Source organism: Streptomyces sp. NPDC002032, assembly GCF_042890765.1.
GTDB lineage: Bacteria > Actinomycetota > Actinomycetes > Streptomycetales > Streptomycetaceae > Streptomyces.
Genome location: NZ_JBIASM010000017.1, coordinates 1 through 17,342, shown reverse-complemented (window position 1 = coordinate 17,342; position 17,342 = coordinate 1). Strand labels below are relative to the sequence as shown.

17 protein-coding genes and 2 pseudogenes are annotated in these 17,342 nt (G+C 69.8%); 5 read left to right on the top strand and 14 right to left on the bottom strand.

The window, feature by feature from the left end:
- Positions 1–65: 65 nt before the first annotated feature.
- Positions 66–1,294, bottom strand: a pseudogene (locus tag ACFYYT_RS29485) (aminotransferase class III-fold pyridoxal phosphate-dependent enzyme).
- A gap of 281 nt (positions 1,295–1,575) precedes the next feature.
- Between ACFYYT_RS29485 and ACFYYT_RS29480 the strand changes: the two are divergent.
- On the top strand, positions 1,576–2,955 hold the full coding sequence (locus tag ACFYYT_RS29480) for a helix-turn-helix transcriptional regulator (RefSeq protein WP_351819808.1): 1,380 nt from the start codon (positions 1,576–1,578) through the stop codon (positions 2,953–2,955).
- A 324-nt stretch (positions 2,956–3,279) separates the two neighbouring features.
- Here ACFYYT_RS29480 and ACFYYT_RS29475 read toward each other — a convergent pair whose 3' ends face one another.
- Together ACFYYT_RS29475 and ACFYYT_RS29470 are read right to left on the bottom strand one after the other, a co-directional pair.
- A complete protein-coding gene (locus tag ACFYYT_RS29475; protein WP_351819811.1) occupies positions 3,280–3,705 on the bottom strand; it encodes an HIT domain-containing protein in 426 nt (141 codons plus the stop codon).
- Positions 3,706–4,107: 402 nt separating this feature from the next.
- Positions 4,108–4,368, bottom strand: coding sequence for a hypothetical protein (locus tag ACFYYT_RS29470; RefSeq protein WP_351819816.1), 261 nt, complete (start codon positions 4,366–4,368; stop codon positions 4,108–4,110).
- A 109-nt stretch (positions 4,369–4,477) separates the two neighbouring features.
- Here ACFYYT_RS29470 and ACFYYT_RS29465 point away from each other — a divergent pair, with 109 nt between their 5' ends.
- Positions 4,478–5,218 carry a hypothetical protein gene (locus ACFYYT_RS29465; protein WP_351819819.1) on the top strand — a complete coding sequence of 247 codons (741 nt, stop codon included), beginning with the start codon at positions 4,478–4,480 and terminating at the stop codon, positions 5,216–5,218.
- Between the two features lie 20 nt (positions 5,219–5,238).
- Here ACFYYT_RS29465 and ACFYYT_RS29460 read toward each other — a convergent pair whose 3' ends face one another.
- Positions 5,239–5,769 (bottom strand): hypothetical protein, encoded by a 531-nt coding sequence (locus tag ACFYYT_RS29460; protein WP_351819821.1) that lies wholly within the window; start codon positions 5,767–5,769, stop codon positions 5,239–5,241.
- Between the two features lie 214 nt (positions 5,770–5,983).
- A complete protein-coding gene (locus tag ACFYYT_RS29455) occupies positions 5,984–6,475 on the bottom strand; it encodes a hypothetical protein (RefSeq protein WP_351819824.1) in 492 nt (163 codons plus the stop codon).
- A gap of 582 nt (positions 6,476–7,057) precedes the next feature.
- Between ACFYYT_RS29455 and ACFYYT_RS29450 the strand changes: the two genes are divergently transcribed.
- Complete coding sequence (locus tag ACFYYT_RS29450) at positions 7,058–7,804, top strand: phosphotransferase (protein ID WP_351819827.1); 747 nt, start codon at positions 7,058–7,060, stop codon at positions 7,802–7,804.
- Positions 7,805–7,909: 105 nt separating this feature from the next.
- Here the strand turns inward: ACFYYT_RS29450 and ACFYYT_RS29445 are convergent, their stop codons facing one another.
- Entirely contained in the window at positions 7,910–8,743 is an 834-nt protein-coding gene (locus tag ACFYYT_RS29445; protein ID WP_351819830.1) for an SMI1/KNR4 family protein, read from the bottom strand.
- 97 nt (positions 8,744–8,840) lie between these two features.
- Between ACFYYT_RS29445 and ACFYYT_RS29440 the strand changes: the two genes are divergently transcribed.
- Together ACFYYT_RS29440 and ACFYYT_RS29435 are read left to right on the top strand one after the other, a co-directional pair.
- Positions 8,841–9,167 carry a transposase family protein gene (locus tag ACFYYT_RS29440; protein ID WP_388609839.1) on the top strand — a complete coding sequence of 109 codons (327 nt, stop codon included), beginning with the start codon at positions 8,841–8,843 and terminating at the stop codon, positions 9,165–9,167.
- Positions 9,128–10,462: an ISL3 family transposase gene (locus tag ACFYYT_RS29435; protein WP_351819832.1), complete on the top strand. Its 1,335-nt coding sequence runs from the start codon at positions 9,128–9,130 to the stop codon at positions 10,460–10,462. The genes ACFYYT_RS29440 and ACFYYT_RS29435 overlap by 40 nt, the downstream gene beginning before the upstream one ends.
- Before the next feature lie 49 nt (positions 10,463–10,511).
- Here the strand turns inward: ACFYYT_RS29435 and ACFYYT_RS29430 are convergent, their stop codons facing one another.
- The 8 genes and pseudogenes from ACFYYT_RS29430 to ACFYYT_RS29395 form a co-directional block, all read right to left on the bottom strand.
- A complete protein-coding gene (locus tag ACFYYT_RS29430; protein ID WP_351819835.1) occupies positions 10,512–11,009 on the bottom strand; it encodes a hypothetical protein in 498 nt (165 codons plus the stop codon).
- 217 nt (positions 11,010–11,226) lie between these two features.
- The gene (locus ACFYYT_RS29425) at positions 11,227–11,553 is read right to left on the bottom strand and encodes a hypothetical protein (protein WP_351819838.1); all 327 of its coding nucleotides are present in this window, start codon (positions 11,551–11,553) and stop codon (positions 11,227–11,229) included.
- Between the two features lie 1,463 nt (positions 11,554–13,016).
- Positions 13,017–14,321, bottom strand: a complete 1,305-nt coding sequence (locus ACFYYT_RS29420) for a M48 family metallopeptidase (protein ID WP_351819841.1) — start codon at positions 14,319–14,321, stop codon at positions 13,017–13,019.
- Between the two features lie 150 nt (positions 14,322–14,471).
- On the bottom strand, positions 14,472–14,747 hold the full coding sequence (locus ACFYYT_RS29415; RefSeq protein ID WP_351819844.1) for a helicase associated domain-containing protein: 276 nt from the start codon (positions 14,745–14,747) through the stop codon (positions 14,472–14,474).
- A 230-nt stretch (positions 14,748–14,977) separates the two neighbouring features.
- Complete coding sequence (locus ACFYYT_RS29410; RefSeq protein WP_351819847.1) at positions 14,978–15,499, bottom strand: HNH endonuclease signature motif containing protein; 522 nt, start codon at positions 15,497–15,499, stop codon at positions 14,978–14,980.
- A 103-nt stretch (positions 15,500–15,602) separates the two neighbouring features.
- A complete protein-coding gene (locus tag ACFYYT_RS29405; RefSeq protein WP_351819864.1) occupies positions 15,603–16,073 on the bottom strand; it encodes a helicase associated domain-containing protein in 471 nt (156 codons plus the stop codon).
- Between the two features lie 103 nt (positions 16,074–16,176).
- Positions 16,177–16,518 (bottom strand): annotated as a pseudogene (locus ACFYYT_RS29400) (helicase associated domain-containing protein); the annotation flags it as partial.
- Between the two features lie 23 nt (positions 16,519–16,541).
- The gene (locus tag ACFYYT_RS29395) at positions 16,542–17,195 is read right to left on the bottom strand and encodes a helicase-related protein (RefSeq protein WP_351819850.1); all 654 of its coding nucleotides are present in this window, start codon (positions 17,193–17,195) and stop codon (positions 16,542–16,544) included.
- Positions 17,196–17,342 lie beyond the last annotated feature (147 nt).

Sequence of the window (17,342 nt, the reverse complement as noted above, 5' to 3'; positions counted from 1 at the left end):
CTGCATGAGGTGTCCTCGATCTCTGAGTTGCAACGGTCCGTCCCCGTGAGCTGGGTGCGGGTGGGCTAGCTGAGGGCGGCGACCGCGCCGGCGAGCGCGGCGGTCAAGAAGTCGAGGTCGTCGTCGCTGGAGTTCAGCGGGGGCGCGACGACCAGGCCCTCGCTGCGCGGGTGGCCGGCTCCGGTGAACGGGTAGAAGAAGACGCCGCGCCGCTCGCACTCCTCCAACAGCGGCCACAGCAGGCCCGCGGTGTCCTCCACCCCGTACAGGTGGCCGATGCCCCGGACTTCGCGCACCGCCGCGTGATCGGTCAGGGACCGCAGAGACGCTCGCAGACGTTCTCCGCGCGCGGTGAAGGCGCCGAAGTCCCTCGACTCCAGTTCGTCCAGTACCCCGAGACAGGCCGCAGCCATGAGCGGATGGGTCGCCATGGTGCCCATCGCGGGCAGCGGGTCCACGTCCTTGTGCCGCAGCAGCGGCGCGAGTTCCGGCGACACCAGCACCGCGCCCACACCGGTGTACCCGGCGCCCAGGCCCTTGGACAGGATGACCAGGTCGGGCTCGCACCCGTCCCAATGCTGGCTCGCCAGCGGTGAACCTGTGCGCCACAGCCCGGTCAGGACCTCGTCGTGGATGACCAGGACGCCCCGCTCTCGGCAGATTTCCGAGACCCGCCTCAGGTAGCCGCCCGGGGGTACGAAGGCGCCGCCCGTGGTCCCGTTGACGGGCTCGATCAGGACCGCCGCGACGTTCTGCGCACCCCTGCCGTCGATCGCTTGCGCCACCTCGTCCGCACACGAGGCATCGCACCCGTGCCCTTCGTGGGCGTGGCCGTGGGTCGGCGGGTAGGGCGCGGGGAAGGCGGGGCCCAGGCCGTAGCGGTCTTCGGGACGGGGGTTGCGGATCTGGTTGCCCGCGATGCCGAGGGTGAACACGCTGTTGCCGTGGTGGCTCAGGCTGGACGTCAGGATGTCCCGCGCCGCTTCCCGTCGCGGACGCGCACGATGTTGCGGGCCAGGCCCACCGCGACCTCCACGCCGAGCGTCCCGCACGTGGTCAACGCGACGGAGTCCTCCGGCCGGCCCACCGCGTGGCACAGGCGGTCCATCAGTTCCATCTGGATGTGGGGCTGTACGACGGCGGCCCCGCCGAAGGAGTATCGGGAGAACTGCTTCTCGATGCGGGCGAAGACTGCCGCACTGCCCTGCCCGACGTTCGCACAGAGCAGGCCGCTCGATCCGTCGAAGATTCGGCGGCCGTCGGCGAGGTGCAGCCAGGGCCCGTTCGAGCCCACGGCTTCGAAGTCTGGAAGAGGCCTGGACGACGTCAGCAGACGTTCGCGATGCTGCAAGTACCGATCCACGGAGAAGTCCCTTCTTGGGAGTGCTCACAGGGGTGGGGGAGTGCGCGGTACTGGTGGACCGCGGCAAGTCCAAGACCACCGCACTCGGACGCGGTACAACAGTCCGTAGCCATAGGGCTGCAAGGAGTTTGCATCTCGTGCGAGTTCGGACGGCCGCGTGTGAGCCCCTGCCGTGAGGGGTCACGCTGCCTCGGCTACACCGGGACGGGGTTATGGACGCAGTTCGAAAGCCACAGGTGACACCCGCGCCGACACCCGGCGAGGTGGTCCGAGCCGTGCGCAGAGTCCAGGGGATGACCCTGGAGAAGCTCGGGTCGCTGACGGGCTACTCGGGCGCCCAGGTGTCCCGACTGGAGCGCGGGAAGTCCGCCATGACGGACGTCTCCGTGCTCCAGAGGTTCGCCCGCGCGCTCGACATCCCACCTCAGGACCTCGGCCTCGCATCGGCCTCGGACGCAGATCCGGATCCACTCAGTCAGCGAACCAGTCCGTATCCCGGCCTGCCCGCCCCTACTCTGGGAAGCCCAGGGCGCGAGGACGGAGAGGACCCGGTGCGCACGCGAAGGCAACTGCTCGCGAACCTGGCGGTCACCGCGGCGGCCGCCATGGGCGCCCCTGTTGCCGGAGCCGCCCCGGCCAAGACAGAAGAAGCAGAGCTCGGCGAGACGCTCACCGCCGGGCTGCGTGACGCGATGCTGGGGCTGGACCGCACAGCCCCCGACAGGCCGCTGGATCTCCTCACGGTAGAACTGCACCGGGCCACGGCCGACTTCAACAATTGCGCGTACTCCAGCCTCGCGCTACGGCTCCCACGCTTGATCTCGGCCGGACACCGGTCGTCCGGGAGTGGCGACACGTTCGCCGTGCTGGCGCAGGCCTACCTCCTGGCGACGCGCATCCTCGTCAAGCTCGACGAGCCACAACTCGGCTGGATGGCGGCCGACCGCGCCCGCCAGTTCGCCACCGCCGGCGGCACGCCCGTGGCGGTGGCGGAGGCGGCCCGCCAGCAGGCCGTCCTCGCCCGCAAGGCGGGATGGCACGACCAGTCCCTGAGTCTTGCCCTAAACGCCGCCGATGACCCGGCCCTGCGCGAACTCGGCAACGCCGGGGCCGCCCAGCGCGGGCTGCTGATCCAGTGCGCCGCCTACACCGTCGCCCACCAACGCGACCAAGCCGGGATGCGCGAGCTGACCAGCGAGGCCGCCGCCATCGCCAACAGCCTGGGCTCCGTCACCCACCTGCGGGACACCAACGGCGGATTCAGCTGGGCCACCGTCCAGCTCCACCTGATCTCGGCGGAGAACACCGCCGGAGACCCCTCGGCCGCCATCGCCGCAGCCGATGCTCTCGCACTCCAGGCGCTCCCGACCACAGAGCGGCGCGCGCTCTACTTCACCGACCGCGCGAAAGCCTTCGCGCAATGGGGCCGACGCGATGAATGCATCCGCGCCCTCCTCCAGGCCGAGTACTGGGCCCCGCAGGAAACCCACGCCCGCCCCGCCGTGAAATCGCTCGTCTCCGGCCTGCTGCTCTCCGGGCGCACCACACCCGAGCTGCGCGGCATCGCCGCCCGAACCGGAGTTCACAGCTAGTGGTGCACCCGCCCCTGCGAACCTTGGTGCCCAGAAGCGGAGCACCGGGGGTGCCCTCTCGATGCCGGGGTACGGCCCCCGTCGCGGCCCCTGAATGGCCAGGGCCGCGCCCCGTACTACGAACGTACCCGCCACCCCGGATGCCTCAGACCTCGAATCGAACCGGGGTTCAGCCGGTCATGCCGAGCGCGTTCTCGGGGCTGCAGAACGGACAGGGTTCCACGCCCTGCAGTGATCAGCCGTCGGGCCTCGTCACGGCTGATCGCCTTCCCGTGGTCGTCGAAGGTGCAGCTGGTGGCTTTATTCACGGGTTGTGGTTCTGGCTCAACTTCTGTGGTGTCGGCCAGAGGCCAGGGCGTCGGCGAGCCGCGCCCCCGGATCGCCGGTAACGCGGTGTGCGGAATGTCCGGTCGGCCAGGTCGAGATTCCGTCGTCCACCCACCGCGGAACGACGTGGAAGTGCAGGTGGGGCACCGACTGCTCCGATCCCGGGCCGCTGGCACTGAGGATGTTCACGCCCGAGGCGTTCAAGGCGGTCCGCGCAGCCTCGGCCACGCGCTGAACCAGCGCCGTCGTCACGGCGAGTACCTCGGGCGGTGTCTCGAACACATCCGCGTAATGCAGCGTCGGAACCACCAGCGTGTGGCCCGGCGCCAGCGGGTTGAGTGGAGTGAAGGCACAGGCCACCGGACCGCGATCCACCCAACTCGCGGTGCCTTCACGGATGAGCCCGCAGAAAATGCAATCCATGCGACCGACCCTGCCAGACGGGGGATGGCACTCGCCACCAGTTCGGGGTCTGGTGGGGACGGCAGGAACGGCTTACGGCTTCAAGGAAGTTGTGCCAGAACCACAACCCGTGAATAACGCCAGCCTTCCCGTAGTCGTCGAATGTGCAGCTGCCGATGTGGACGTTCAGCGGCTTCGGGCCGTGGGCGGTCCGTATCGACGTCACCGTCCACTCCGGCCGGGCCACCACCACCGCCGGCGGCGGGGGCTGACGGGACGCGGGCTGCCGAGGTCCGGCCCGGTGGGAGGCGGCGGCGGCCAGCTGTGCCTCCAGGTCGCGGATGGCCTGATCGGCCTGCCGCTGCTGCCAGCCGAGCCAGGCCCGCACAGCACGCCACTGCTGCAGCCGGACCTCCAGCTCGCTCACGACGACCGCGCACCCAGGACCGGCTCCCGCACCGCGTCCAGGCCGGCCTCCGCCGCCTGCTGCAGCTCCACCCGCCCCACGGTGCTCCAAGCACGCTGCTCCCAGTACGGGTGGGCGCTGATCAGACAGGAGAGACGGATCAGCTCGCGCCGAAGGACGGCGGTGTCGAGGGCGGGCAGGAGAGCCAGTCGGCGGTAGATCCGGATCTGATCTTGCTTGAGAGAGACGAGGTCGTCAGGGAAGTGGAAGTGCGCCATCCACTCATTGAAGCAGTTGTTCGAATATTTGTGCGAGTGAGGGTTGTGATCCTTTAGGGGTGTACCGAAGTTCCCCCGGCCGGGTTCGGGAAACGGGACACTGGCCGTCATGGGGATGGGGTTCGACAAGAAGGAAGCCAAGGCCACGCCGGAAGGTGCCCTCCCGTGGCTCGCGCCCACGGGCGAGCTCACCGTGGAGGCGCTGCGCAAACTCGACCGGCCGCTGCTCGCATGGGCGCCGGAGGGGGAGGCGTACCGGTTCGACTCGGCCGCCTACTACTCCGAGTACGCCGACGAGCCGGGCGGGCTGTCCCCGCTGGAGAAAAAGGTCGCGGCCCTGCCCCCGCGGCCGGAGTGGACGATGGAGCGGATCTGGACTCCCGACGAGGACTCCAGCGAGAAGCACCACGCCGCGTACCACAAGGCCAGCGTCACGATCGGCGGCCGTCTCCTGCACCCGCGAGACCTGGACTCCTATGCCGCCTTCGCGTACGAGTACGCCGGCCTCGACGACGAAGACGCGGACGACGACCTGGACGACGAGAACGACCAGGGCCAGCCGCGCGTCACCGGTGACTTGGAGGCGGCTCTCGCCTGGGCGGCCGCCGGGGTCTGCGTCCTGAAGCAGTCCCTGCCCCACCCCTTCCGCGACGTCCTGCGCTACGGCGACACCGACAACCGCCCCGCCCACCGGGTCCTCTTCGCCTACGCCCAGCTCCTGCGGATCAAGGACCCGGCCAAGGCCGCACCCTGGTTCACCGCACTGGTCTACCTCAACCCGAACGACAACCTCGGCGCGCGCTTCTACGCCCCCGGCGGCCCCTCCGACCGATTCCCCGAACCTGTCTGAGAACGCCGTCCACTGGCGGGCTACCGGTATGTGCCGTGGCAGAGCTGGGTGATCGCCGGACTCGTGACCCCGTGCGAGGAACGGCAGAGCTCGGCCATGGAGACACGACCCGCCCCCGCCCCCGGCGCCGCCCCCGGGCGCGAGCGTTGGGGAACCACCGGCTTCGACGAACCCACGCTGCGCAGCTTGGCCTTCGGCTTCGGGCCGTGGCCCTTCGGGCCGGAACTCTTCGCCTTCACCGGCAGCCGCTCCGGCTTCCGTACAGTACGCACCCCCGAGCCCGATCCGTCGGCCTTCGCCGCGCGGGGCTGCTCCCGGCGGCTGCGCGGCGCCGACGGGCTGTCCTCGGGCACGACCACCACGGCAGGAGCGGGCGGCCGGCTGGCGGGCAACGACGTCAGCGGCAGCGCCTCTCCCGGCTGTCGCGCGGGTCCCAGGACCGAGCGGTTCGTGCGGTCCAGCGGGGGCTTGTTGTCGACGGGGGTGACGGAGACGCACCCGGCCGTGGCCAAAAGGGCGGCGAGGAGCAGGGGGAGGGTCCGGCGGTTCACAAGATCACTGTCGCGCACACCGGACCTGGCACTGCCGAAGGCACGCCCGGCCCTGCCGCCCACGACGGACACCAACAGCTTCACACCGTCAACGAGTCCGTGATCCGGCTGCCCGCTCAGGCGGTGGCCCGGGTGGGCAGGGCGATGACGGCGGCGGCGGACGCCCGGTCGAGGGCGGGGGAGAACGTCTTCGCGACGATGGCGGCCTCCTTGCTCATGGCCTCGATCTCCGCGACGGCCAGCGCGTCGGCCGCGGTACGGGCCAGGAGGTCGAGCGCGTCATCGTTGCCTTCGACCAGGCGCTGGATCTGCTGAAGCTCCCGATACCGAAGATCGGCCAGACCTGCGCGGCGTACTCCTCCAGGGCCACGATGCGCTGCTCAACGCCGTCCTGGCTGACGCGCAGCGCCTGGCGGCGCACCGCCTGTAGGGCGACGACCTCCGCACTGGAGCTGTCCGCCGCCGTGCTACCGGACAGCCGGCTGTACTCGCGCAGGGCGCTCGCGATCTCCCACACCTGCACAGGGAGGACGACCTCGTTGCGCTGGCGGTCGATCAGGTCGAGGCGGTGGACCTGGGAGGCGATGATCGTGCTCTGGGCCCGCTGCGCGCGGATAAGGAGCGCCCGCGTGTCTTTGGTGAGGTCCCGGTCCTGTAGATAGTGCTCGTTTGCCGCGTCCAAGGCGCGGAGCTTGCGGCTGTACATGATCGACGGAAGGCCCGTACGCCGGCGAACCGTAGGACGGCAGCCCCGGCGTACAGGCCCAAGCCGCCGATCCAGTGCATGGTCGCGGCAGCCTTCGCCGTCCCGGCGAAGACGGTACCCGGAAGCGGCTCCACATCAGGCGGCGGGCTGACAACCCACATGAACCCCATCCCGGCGACCACGAGACCGCCCTTGAAGACGATGACGATGGGGACAGCCGCCACCACAGGGTGAACTGCCGGACCGGCGGCGAGGATCGCGCTGCGGTTCTCCAGCAGGGCCCGGACGAGGACGGGGGCGTCCGGGTTGACGACGGGGGCGTCGGGCACGGGATTCCTCTTCTGCGCTGACGGACACGGCCCACCGTGGAGCGAGGCCCGCCCGCACCGCAGCGCGCCTGGTGCCGGCTGCGGGGCGTCGTCGCCCGCGTGAGTGACCGCCGCGTACACACCACAGAGGGTCGGCTTCCCGTAGTGGGAAGCCGACCCCGGGTGGAGCGATTGACGTGGTCGGCGTGCCCGGACAGCCGCGCGTGGAGTTAACCCAGCGAATGTCATCGGCCATCCGGGGATACTGGCCGCCATGGATGAGGTCAAAGTCGTCGTCGCCCATTCCGAGCGCGCGACCCTGCGCGTCGGTGATGTGTTCCTGAAGGTGGACGCCGATCAGGCCCGCGTCGACGTCGAGGTCGAGGCGATGGCCCTGGCACCGGTCCCCACCCCGAAGGTCCTGTGGCGCAAGCCGCCCGTGCTCGCGATCGCCGCACTGCCAGGGACGACGCTTGGGCGCCTCGGAGGGCCGTCGACCGGGTCGCCGACGGCGTGGGCCTCTGCGGGAGCCGCCATCCGGAAGCTGCACGACGCGCCGCTGCCGTCCCGGCCGGGCCGGGCCGGCCGGAGCATCATCGCGCTGGCGGCGGAACTCGACGACGAATGCGAGTTGCTCATTACGAACGGCGTGCTGCCCGCCGACCTGGTCACCCGCAACCGCCAGGTCGCCGAGGCCGCACTCAGGCCGTGGACTCCGGCGTTCACGCACGGCGACCTGCAGATCGCGCACGTCTTCGTCGACGGTGACGAGGTCACGGGCATCATCGACTGGTCCGAGGCGGGCCGGGGTGATGCCCTGTGCGACCTCGCCACCTTCACGCTCGGACACGAGGAGCACCTCGACGACGTCATCGCCGGCTATGGCACCGACATCGACCTCGACGTGATCCACGCATGGTGGTCGTTGCGAAGCCTGCTGGCGGTTCGCTGGCTGATCGAGCACGGCTTCGACCCCTTCTCACCGGGCTGTGAGGTCGACGTGCTGAGATCCCGGATGTGAGGCTGCCCGGCCCTGCGTGCCCGTACTGCCGTACACCGGCGCCGCCAAGACCAAGCAGCGCACCAGGGACGGGGAGCGGGAATTCACCAACGTCCGCTCCGCCGCCTACTGGAGGATGCGGGAACTCCTCGACCCCGCAATCGGAGCGGAGCTGATGCTGCCCCCGGACGACCTGCTGCTCTCTGGCTGCGTAGGTCGCCGAGAGGAACGGTTGTCGATGCGTTCTGAGAACGGTGCCGGGTCAGGTGCCTTAGGAATGTTCTTGAGAAGTAGGAACGATCGGGTGGTTCGCGTGGAATCTGCTGGCCAGGAGAGCCCGACCGGGGCGGTCCTCAGCGGGTGACCGTTCAGTTCGGAGCAACCCTCTTCGTCCCACCACATCCCACCTTGCGTGGTGAGGTAGGGGTGCAGTCCGCGGACGTCTCCGCCTTCATGCAGTGCCTGCGCGACCGCGTGGAGGAGGCTCGCCAGATCAGGCCAGGAATCGGTGAAGTCGCCGCCACCGCTGTGGCCTGCCCAGCCGAGACGCCCGACGTCTGGGCCAGGACGCAGGTCGATCACCTGCGTCGCGCCATCGGCACTCTCAGCCCAGGGAACCCAGAGTCGGTGCCACCAAGGCTCGTCGTCCCAGGGGTGAGCGGTCGGGCCGTCGTTCTCCGCCGCGACGGTCATGCAGGTCTGCCAATGGTCCACGATGCCGCTCACCGCGAGCGGGGACTGCTCCGGCAGGATGGTTGCCCAGGTGCTCACACCGTTGTGGCATTGCAGAGACTCAGCGAGATCACCGGGCATCGGGGCGCCGAGGATCTGTTCCGCATGTCGGATCTCGTCCGCCGTCGCCGGCGGATTGAGCAGAGCGAAATCGGCGGCCACGTGCGTCTCCAGCCAGGCGTCGATCAGGCGCCAGGACTCCGACGGGGGCAAGATCTGCTGTGCCATGGCGCCATCCTGCCCCACACGTCTGACAAGCGGATCGAGGCTGATGGGGATTAAAACGGCTCTGACCGCAGTTCCGTGATTCCCCAGGTCAGGGCCCGTGTGCGGGAACGTTTCGGCAGGGCATGTCTGGCTGGTGGGGGTCTGCTCGCTTGATGATGTGCTGTTCCCGGACATCGATGTTCGCTTGGAAGCCGTGGAGTTCACGGCAAAGGTCCTGGTCGTGGCGGCCACTACGTGTGGCCCGCCGCCCAGATGCCCGGGGTGCCGTGCCCGGGCCCGGAGGGTCCACTCCTGCTACGAGCGGTGCCTGGCCGAGCGGCCCTTGTCCGGGAAGAAGCTGCTGGTCAGGCTGAGGGTCCGGCGGTTCTTCTGTGACCGGGCCACGTGCCACGGCGGACGTTCGTCGAGCAGGTCAGCGGGCTGAGCGAGCGATACCGCCGCTCGAGCCTCGGGCTGAAGGGCTGGCTGCGTCAGGTCGCGGTCGAGCTCGGGGGGCGGGCCGGCGAACGGCTGTGCCGCCGGATGCACCTCGTCGCGGGCCGCACCCAGCTGCTGGAACTCCTGGATCCTCCGACTGTGCCGGAACGGTCACCGCGGGTCCTCGGCGTCGACGAGTTCGCCTTCCGTAAGGGCCGCACTTACGGAACCCTCTTGGTCGACGTCGAGGCCGGCCGGGTCGTGGATGTCCTGCCCGACCGCACCTCCGAGACCTTCGCCGCCTGGCTGCGTGATCACCCCGGGGCCGAGATCATCTGCCGCGACCGGGCCACCGCCTACACCCGCGCGATCAAGGAAGCCGCCCCCGACACGGTGGAAGTCGCCGACCGCTGGCACCTGCTGCAGAACCTCGCCGCCGCGGTGGAGAAGACGTGCCACCAACATCGCGCCTGCCTGCGCAAACGCGCTGACGAAGAGACCGCCGGGATACCCGCGGCGCCCCCGCTGATGCAGCTCCCGCTGCACGAGCTGCCACGCACGCCGATCCTCGAACGGACCCGCCACCGCCACGCCGACGTGCACAAACTCGTGGCGGCAGGCTGGATGATCAGTGCGATCGCCCGCCGTCTGAACCTCGACCGCAAGACCGTCCGACGGTTCCGCGACACCGACCTCGACCAGCTTCTGGCCTCCGCCCACGAACGCCGCCCGGTAGGAGTGCTGGAGCCGTTCAAGCCGTACTTGAACACCCGCTTCACCGAGAGCCTCGGCCAGGTCAGCGGCAGCCAGCTGTTCCTGGAGATCCGCGAACGCGGCTACCACGGCAGCCGCCAGGTCGTCCGCAAGCACCTCGCTGCCCTCCGCGTCGGCAATGTCGAACCCGTCCGAGCCGACATCCCCAGCCCTCGCCAGATCACCGGCTGGATCATGCGGCCGCAGGACACCCTCCCGCCCGACCTTGCCCGCCGTTTGCTGGACGTGCGGATCGCCTGCCCAGACATCGCCCGGGCCTGTGACCTTGCCCGGGCCTGTGACCTTGCCCGGGCCTTCGCTGAACTCCTCCGGAACCGGCGCGGTTTCCTGCTGACCGAGTGGATCCGGCAGGCCGAGCAGGACGCCCCCAGGCCCGTCAGCGGATTCGCCGGCTTCCTCCGCGGCGACCTCAACGCCGTCACCGCGGGCTTGACCCTGCACTGGAGCTCAGGAGTTGTCGAAGGCCACGTCAACAGGGTCAAAACATCAAGCGAGCCATGTATGGCCGGGCCTCGTTCCGGCTCCTGAGGATTCGGATCCTCACCCAGCCTTGAGCCGGCTTACCTTCGACAAGCCGTCAGAGCTGGGCACTGATCTGCTGAGATAGCTCCTCGAAGAACTCCTGAAGACCGGCCGCAGCGAGGTCGAACTGATCGAACCACGAGGCGGTGGTCGACCTCCAAACCCGCCCAGACCCCGCCAGCGCGAACAGATGGCCGCCCCCGTCACTGGCGAATACCAGGGCAGGCTCTTCCCCGTCGATCTGGACGGCTCCGTACTCGCGGAAGTGGTCCGCGACCAGCGAGGCCGGGTGAACGAAGTAGCCGTTCTCCACATCGGGCAAGGAGACCTCGGCGATCACCCAATACATCGTGGTGAGGTCCGAAGGAACCGGTGTCAACTCCACGAGCGCGTCGGTAGCCGGACGGCTCGCCTCTGAAGCGAGCACGACCTCGTTGCTGCCCGGCTCGAAGCCATGCCGTGCCTGGAACGAATCCATCAGCTTCGCGAGCGTCGCGTCCGCCTGCTCACACCAGACGCGAAGCCACTCGGCATCGAGCCGTTCGTCAGCCACGGTCACTCCCTCCTACCTCCGCCGGGCACCCGCCCACGCGAGTCCGGAAGAACCTACAGGAGCGGTCACGGAACTGCGGTCAGAGCCTTGAAAACGGCCGCTGTCGCTCTTCGCCTCACTTCGTTGCAGCGTGAACGGTGTGGGGAAGCTGGGGAGCCCGAGAGCATGCGTGGGCCCCGCCGACCGTCAGGTCGGCGGGGCCCAGCGATCGTGAACCTCAGCTGGTAGTCAATTGATCAGCCCTCACCTTGAACTCAACGTTCCCTTCGAGCGATTCGAGTCCCCAAGGAGTGACGGAGATCTTGACCGTGTCCGAGGTGTCCGAGGTGTCCGTGGTGTCGCCGGTCGTCAGGATGTCGCAGAGGATGCTGACCTCGGCGGGGTAGCGGGAGTCAGCGGACAAGTCGTCGCCTCCGGCGAAGACGGGCCACTTGTCGATGAAGGCCCACTGCTGGTGGTGGGCGTCTGTGAAGCGGACCTCGATCAGGCCGGGCTGGGGTTCGTCATCGACCCATCGGACCGCTTCGCAACGTAGGAAGACCATGGGCGGACTCTGCCATCAGGACCTGTGGTCGGCAGCTGGATTTCCAGGCTGCCGACCAGTTGATGGTGCTGTCACGGAGCCCTGCGGAGTGGGACGACATCGGGAAGCCCGGTCGGCATGGAGGGCCGGGCGACTTCCGGCGTTGCGAGGAGAGCGACGATGGTGACGGGCTGCTGGCAGTGGGGGCAGTTGCGGGTTGCCGTGGGCTCCAACGGGTCCCGTTTCGGGGCCGGGCGGTAGGCGGCTCGTGTCGCGGGCTTGGGTGTCGCCGGCAGGCCGGGCATCACGGGAGGCGAGGCCGCGGCGGGGTGAGGCTTTTCGCCGAGGCGGCGGGCTCGGTCCTGCTCTCGGGCCTGGTCGCGGTAGCGTTCGGCGTCCCTGCGGCAGGTCGGGGAACAGTAGACCTTCCGGATGGTCTTGGGCGAGTCGAAGGTGTTGTCGCAGACCGGGCAGGTCCGGCTCTCCATCGCGTTCTCACTGCCGCGGGCGTGGTTCGGCACTCCGTGGAACAGAAGATCCGGCGGGGGCTGATGCCGGTGGTGAACTCGTTCCCGCACTGCGGGCAGGTCCGCTGGACCGGGATGCGGCGGCGGCTCTGTTCGCGGCAGGTGGGAGAGCAGAACACCCGGCGGCTGGTGCAGTCGGCGACGCTGAAGACGGTCTCGCAGTGCGGGCAGAGACGGGCCATCTCGGATGGAACCTCGGTGGTGCCGCCCAGCAGGTGGAGGAAGCCATCCGGGCTACCGCCCCGGCTGCATCACGAGGGCAAGCCGAAGGGGAGCCTGGGCAAGCCACCCCACACCCCGGCTTGCCCGCCCCGGCTGGGGCCTGTCGGCAGGGGACGTCGGTCACGGTCGGCCAGGAGCCTCCCGGTGAGGTGGCGGCTGACCGGTGACCGATGGGCGGTCAACGGCTCGATCAGGAGTTGCACGGGCCGGTCACGGCCCTGACGTACTGGTTGACCGATCGCGGGAAGAGGATCGGTCAAGCCCAACCTGCCGATCGATCACGGGGTGCTGCCGGGCAAGCCACTGGGCACGGATAGCGCCATTGCCGGGTCTATCCGACATCCGCGTGGACGAGGGCCTGTGGCAGCTCAGGTAGGCGCGGAGGCACCGCCGTCGGTTGGGCTGCCCGCAGAGCGTCGTTCGTGCTGGTGACGGGTTCGAGACGGTATGGCCGGCCGCCACCGTGAATGACTGCGGCCTCGGTAGGAGGATTGGACCGGGTTGTGGCGGTAGAGCGGGCCCCTGCCGGGGCTGTGCGCGTGGGGTGGCCCCCTTGATTGCCCCCGGCCACCGACCCCCGGCAATCAGGGTCGGGGGCCTTCAGCGTCGCGGTCTTCCGGGTCCGCTCCAGGTGACGCAGGCCGGGGCCTTCGAGCCCCCGGTACCGGTACCGGTACCGGGGGCCCGCTCCCGTGCCTGCGACCGGCGCCGGTGGTTGGGACGCGGTCGGCGGGGTCAGCCTGCGTAGTCGCGAATGACGTGGCGGGCCAGGGCGGCGCGGGCCGGGGCCAGTTCCTGCGCCACCGCCGCGGCACGGTCCTCGTCGTAGGTGACCTGCGCCGTGTACGGGCCGGCCGCCGCGGCATGCCGTCGGCGCAGGTGGGTCGGCGGGTGCGTGCTGTCCACGCTGTGCCCGCGCCGGGCCGCGACCCGGCGCAGCCGCTCGTACTCGTGCTCCGGCACGGCGGCCATGCGCGCGGCCAGCCGCTCCCACAGCCCGCGTTCGGCCGCGTCGCGGGCCTGGCGGCCGGCCGAGCCGCCCTGCATCTGCGCGGCCACCGATTCCCGGCGCAGCTCTGGACCAACCGCCTGACTGGCCAGCAGGCGGTCCAGCAAACCGACGGCTGCCTCCGTGGACCCGGCCCTGGCCGCGCTGACATCGGCCAGGTACTCGGCGCGCTGCGAGGCCCGCAGCGTCAGGTGGTCAAGGAGTACGAGCAGCCCGTAGACCGTCCACCGGGGCAGGAACGTTACGGCGTTCACGAACCGGTCGAGGAGGCCGCCCCGCGGGGTCGGTGCCAGCATGTAGAACCAGGTGGCCAGCGTGTGCAGCGCTCCGCCCGTGACGATGCCGCGCCGGGTGTCCCCGTGGGCGAAGTGCCCCAGCTCGTGGCCCAGCAGCGCCACCCGCTCCTGGGGCTGGATGATCTCCCACAGTCCGAGGCCCAGGATCATCATGCGCCGCGCCCGCAGGCCGTATGTGGTCACCGCCGCGTTGGCCTCGGGGGCCACTACCACGGCATGCACCCCGGCCGTCCCGACGGCGGTCCCCACCTCGTCGATCAGCTCGAACAGCCGCGGCGCGTCGGCGCGGTACAGCACCGGCGCGTCCTTCGGCAGCCGCGCCGGCCGGGGCCGCAGAACCGCCGCGAGGCCGAGCAGCAGCGCGCCCACCACGGGCTGCACGCCGGTGTCCCAGCCCAGCACGACCAGCAGGATCCCAATCACCGCCAGCACCACGGTCACCCCGTGTACCACCAGGGAGAGCGCGAACGCCGACAGGGTCGCGGCATCGCGCCCCACGGACCCGCTCCGGCCCCCGCCCTGCTCCATCTCGGCCGCGAGCTGCTCCCCGTACGCGTGTGCCAGTCTGCGCCGCGCGGCCGGGATCCGACCCGGCTCGGGGTCCGGTCTGCCCGGATCCACGTTCCAGTCGCACGCGGCGCACCAGTCGACGTACCTCTCGTCCACCGGAACCGGGGCCCGGCACTCCGGGCACTCCCGAACGGACGTCGCCTCTGTGGTGCTTCTGTTTTCCATGGTTCCCTCCCCTCCGCGGACCGGAAGGCCCGCGGTCCGGGCAGGATAGGACGCCCGCGCCCAGCCCGCGAAACTCAGGCGGACCTGCACCGTTTACGCGCGAGCGTGGTGATCTTGTGCCCAGCCCTCCGGCGAGGTGGAGAAGCGCAATCACGCCCATTCCACCCCGAGTTTAAGGAGCGTGGTGCGCTGTGGCTCGGTGAGTCTGTCGCGGCGGGTCTTGGTGTTGGCGGTCCATACGCCCAGCTTTACGAGCGCCGGGGTGTCCTCGCCTTCGACCACGACCTGTTCGGCGTGGCCGCGGGGGACGCGGTGGTGGCCTTCGCGGGCGATGTACTGGGCGGGGGCTGCTACGCCCCTCTGGAAGGCTGCTGGCGCCTTCCCGGCACCCCTGGCCGCCGCGGTGGGCCGCTCGGCGGGCGTCACGCCCAGCTCCGACAGCCGCTGCTAGGGCGGCAGCCAGTTGGACACGCTGACGGTTAGACGTGCCCCGGCCTCGGTCCCGGATCTGGCTCCTTCGATTCCGGTCCGTACACCCGCCGGTCCCACCACGCAGCATCCACCCGCCCACCCTCCCACTCCCGGCCCGCACACGGGCGCAGATGCCCGACCTGCCTCGGACGGGTGAAGCCCGGCCGGCTGGCTCCGGCCGGGTCCTAATCGCCTGTCAGCAGGCGCCCTTCACGGATCCGGTCGGCGGTGTCCCGGCCGAGAGGGGTGAGTCGTAGGTCGTTCATGCCGAGGCTGCCGTCTTCGGTGAGGCCCCACGTGGGCGGCCGCTCGACGATTTCGGCGAGCTGGCCGCGCACCAGGTTGGAGAACGCCCATTCCATGCCGCGCGGGTAGCGAAACGAGTCCCTCGTCTGGTCGTCCGCAGCGGCTTCGAGGACCTGGCGTTCCATCGGCCCGAACCTGGCATTGATGACGGAGAGGTTGGCCTTGAATCGCAGGATGGATGGCTTTGGGATCTCCTTCTTCTGGTCGAACCTGGTGTGACAGTTAGGGCAGAGAGCGATCAAGTTCTCGAAGGTGTGCTGTTTGACCTTGGCCCACGGTTCGATATGCGCGATCTCCGTCGTGGTGTGGCGGCAAGTCGGGATGGCACACATGTAGCCCGCTTCTTCAAGGACGGCTCGCTTGAGTGCCGCAGGTATGGCTGGCCTTCGCTCGTTCGACATCCAGCCACGCTATGGGGCCCCAGCCCGTCCAGCCAGGCGTTCCAAAATTTTGGAACGACCAGGCGCGAGGGCCGCCGATTGTGCGGGCCGCTGCGAGGCCACTTCAACAACCGGGGGCTGGGCAGCGGTCACGAGTTGGCCCACTCCTGTCCGAGTTCGGCGAGGGCTTCGAGCTGCTCGGCGTTGAGCCGGTCGCGGCGCTGCCGTTGGTTGGCCAGCCACACCCCTGTCCGGTGCTCGCTGCCGTCCGGGAGTCGTTCGATGTATCCCCGTCCCGGTGTGCCGCTGCCTTGCCGCTCCAGGTACTGAGTGGGGGCCTGGAGGCCCCTTTCGAAGGCTTCCCGGCCCTCTTCGTGGGCGCTGTGTGGGCGGGTACGAACCTCGCCGGGGTGACGCCGAGCTTGTCGAGGCGGCCCTGTTGCTCGGCGTTCAGCAGGGCCCAGTCCCGCAGTTGGGTGGCCAGCCACCGGCCGACGTCCTCGCCGTGCCGGGTCACCCCGGGGCTGATGGACTTCAGGCGGGCGCCTTCCTCGAGGAGCTGGGCGAGGTAGGCGTAGTGCCGCTGCCAGTCCACCGTCCATCCCCGCTTGCCGGGTTCCAGTCCCTATCGATCGCGGCGAGTGCGGCGGCCCGCTGCTCGGCGCGTACCGGTCTTTGCCGAGTCCGCCGGGCTGGCGGATGTTGGTCAGCCATTGCCCGACCGGCTTGTCCAGCGCGGTCGCGTGCCGCGGCGCGGCCAGCGTCCCGTTCAGCTCGTAGTATGCGCGCGCGGCGGCGAGGTTCTCGGCGAAGGTGGCGTCGGCGGTGTCCCACACGATCCCGAACTGTTCCAGGTCGCGGGCCCGCTGGCCGGTCATGGTCCCGGCCCGGTACGCGCGGCGTTGGTCGGAGAGCCATCGCCCGAGCGGGTAGGCGCCTTCGGCGTGGTCGTACGGGACCTCCAGGTCGCCCTCGCGTTCCTGGTACCGCCAAGCGGCCTCGTAACCGCGCTGCCAGTACTGCCGCTCGGTGTCGAACACCTGGTAGCTGATCCACTTCGCGATCAGCGCCGGGTCCCGCGGGGCGGCGAACCGCAGCAGCAGCCGGCTCTCCTCCTCCCGTCGGCGGCCGACGGCCCGATGACGGGCGACGGCTGTACGATGCGTTTCTGGTTTTTCTGCGGAACGGCAAGCAATTCTATAGCGCGTTCACCATGCGGTCGTAGCCCATTTAAAACCCGAATAAGAGGCCCGTACGACTTCGAAGAAATAATGTCCTCGGGCTTTTCATCTTCCCGCAGGAACACGGGCACGATCAGCGTCGCCATTTTCCCCTCGCCGGGCTTTTGCCGCAGTGCCCGGCCGATCGCCTGCACGATGTCGACGGCGGACCCCTTGGGGTCGATCAGCGTCACGCTGTCGACGGCCCGGATGTCGACGCCTTCGCCCGGGACCCGGCAGTTCGCCAGCACGGCGCGCCCCGCACGCCGGCCGAAGTCGGCGAGGACGGCGGCCCGGTGCCCGGGATCGTGCTCCCCCCCCCGCAGCCACCCCGTCCACACCTTCGCCGGTTGCCGCACCGGGTCGACCGCGTGCAGCCGGGCCGCCACCCGCTCCAGGCCCTCGGCGAACGCCTGCGCCTCGACGGTGCGGTGGTGGAAGGTGATGGTGGTCTTCAGGTCGTGCTCGGCCATCGTCTCCAGCAGCGTGGTCTGCACCGTCCGCCAAGCGCTCGCCGCGTACCCGCTCCTCATACCGGTCCGGGCGGGTCTGCCGCGTGAACCTGGACACCCGTTGGCTGACCGGCGCGTTCGACGACGGAAACGGTGACCGGACCTTTGCTCTCCGGGGATTCAACTACCGGC

What these genes read in the sequence shown, in the direction of transcription:
- ACFYYT_RS29480 (WP_351819808.1), top strand. Translation starts at nt 1,576, where the DNA reads ATGGACGCAGTTCGAAAGCCACAGGTGACACCCGCGCCGACACCCGGC.
- ACFYYT_RS29475 (WP_351819811.1), bottom strand. Translation starts at nt 3,705, where the DNA reads ATGGATTGCATTTTCTGCGGGCTCATCCGTGAAGGCACCGCGAGTTGG.
- ACFYYT_RS29470 (WP_351819816.1), bottom strand. Translation starts at nt 4,368, where the DNA reads ATGGCGCACTTCCACTTCCCTGACGACCTCGTCTCTCTCAAGCAAGAT.
- ACFYYT_RS29465 (WP_351819819.1), top strand. Translation starts at nt 4,478, where the DNA reads ATGGGGATGGGGTTCGACAAGAAGGAAGCCAAGGCCACGCCGGAAGGT.
- ACFYYT_RS29455 (WP_351819824.1), bottom strand. Translation starts at nt 6,475, where the DNA reads ATGTACAGCCGCAAGCTCCGCGCCTTGGACGCGGCAAACGAGCACTAT.
- ACFYYT_RS29450 (WP_351819827.1), top strand. Translation starts at nt 7,058, where the DNA reads ATGGATGAGGTCAAAGTCGTCGTCGCCCATTCCGAGCGCGCGACCCTG.
- ACFYYT_RS29445 (WP_351819830.1), bottom strand. Translation starts at nt 8,743, where the DNA reads ATGGCACAGCAGATCTTGCCCCCGTCGGAGTCCTGGCGCCTGATCGAC.
- ACFYYT_RS29425 (WP_351819838.1), bottom strand. Translation starts at nt 11,553, where the DNA reads ATGGTCTTCCTACGTTGCGAAGCGGTCCGATGGGTCGATGACGAACCC.
- ACFYYT_RS29420 (WP_351819841.1), bottom strand. Translation starts at nt 14,321, where the DNA reads ATGGAAAACAGAAGCACCACAGAGGCGACGTCCGTTCGGGAGTGCCCG.
- ACFYYT_RS29410 (WP_351819847.1), bottom strand. Translation starts at nt 15,499, where the DNA reads ATGTCGAACGAGCGAAGGCCAGCCATACCTGCGGCACTCAAGCGAGCC.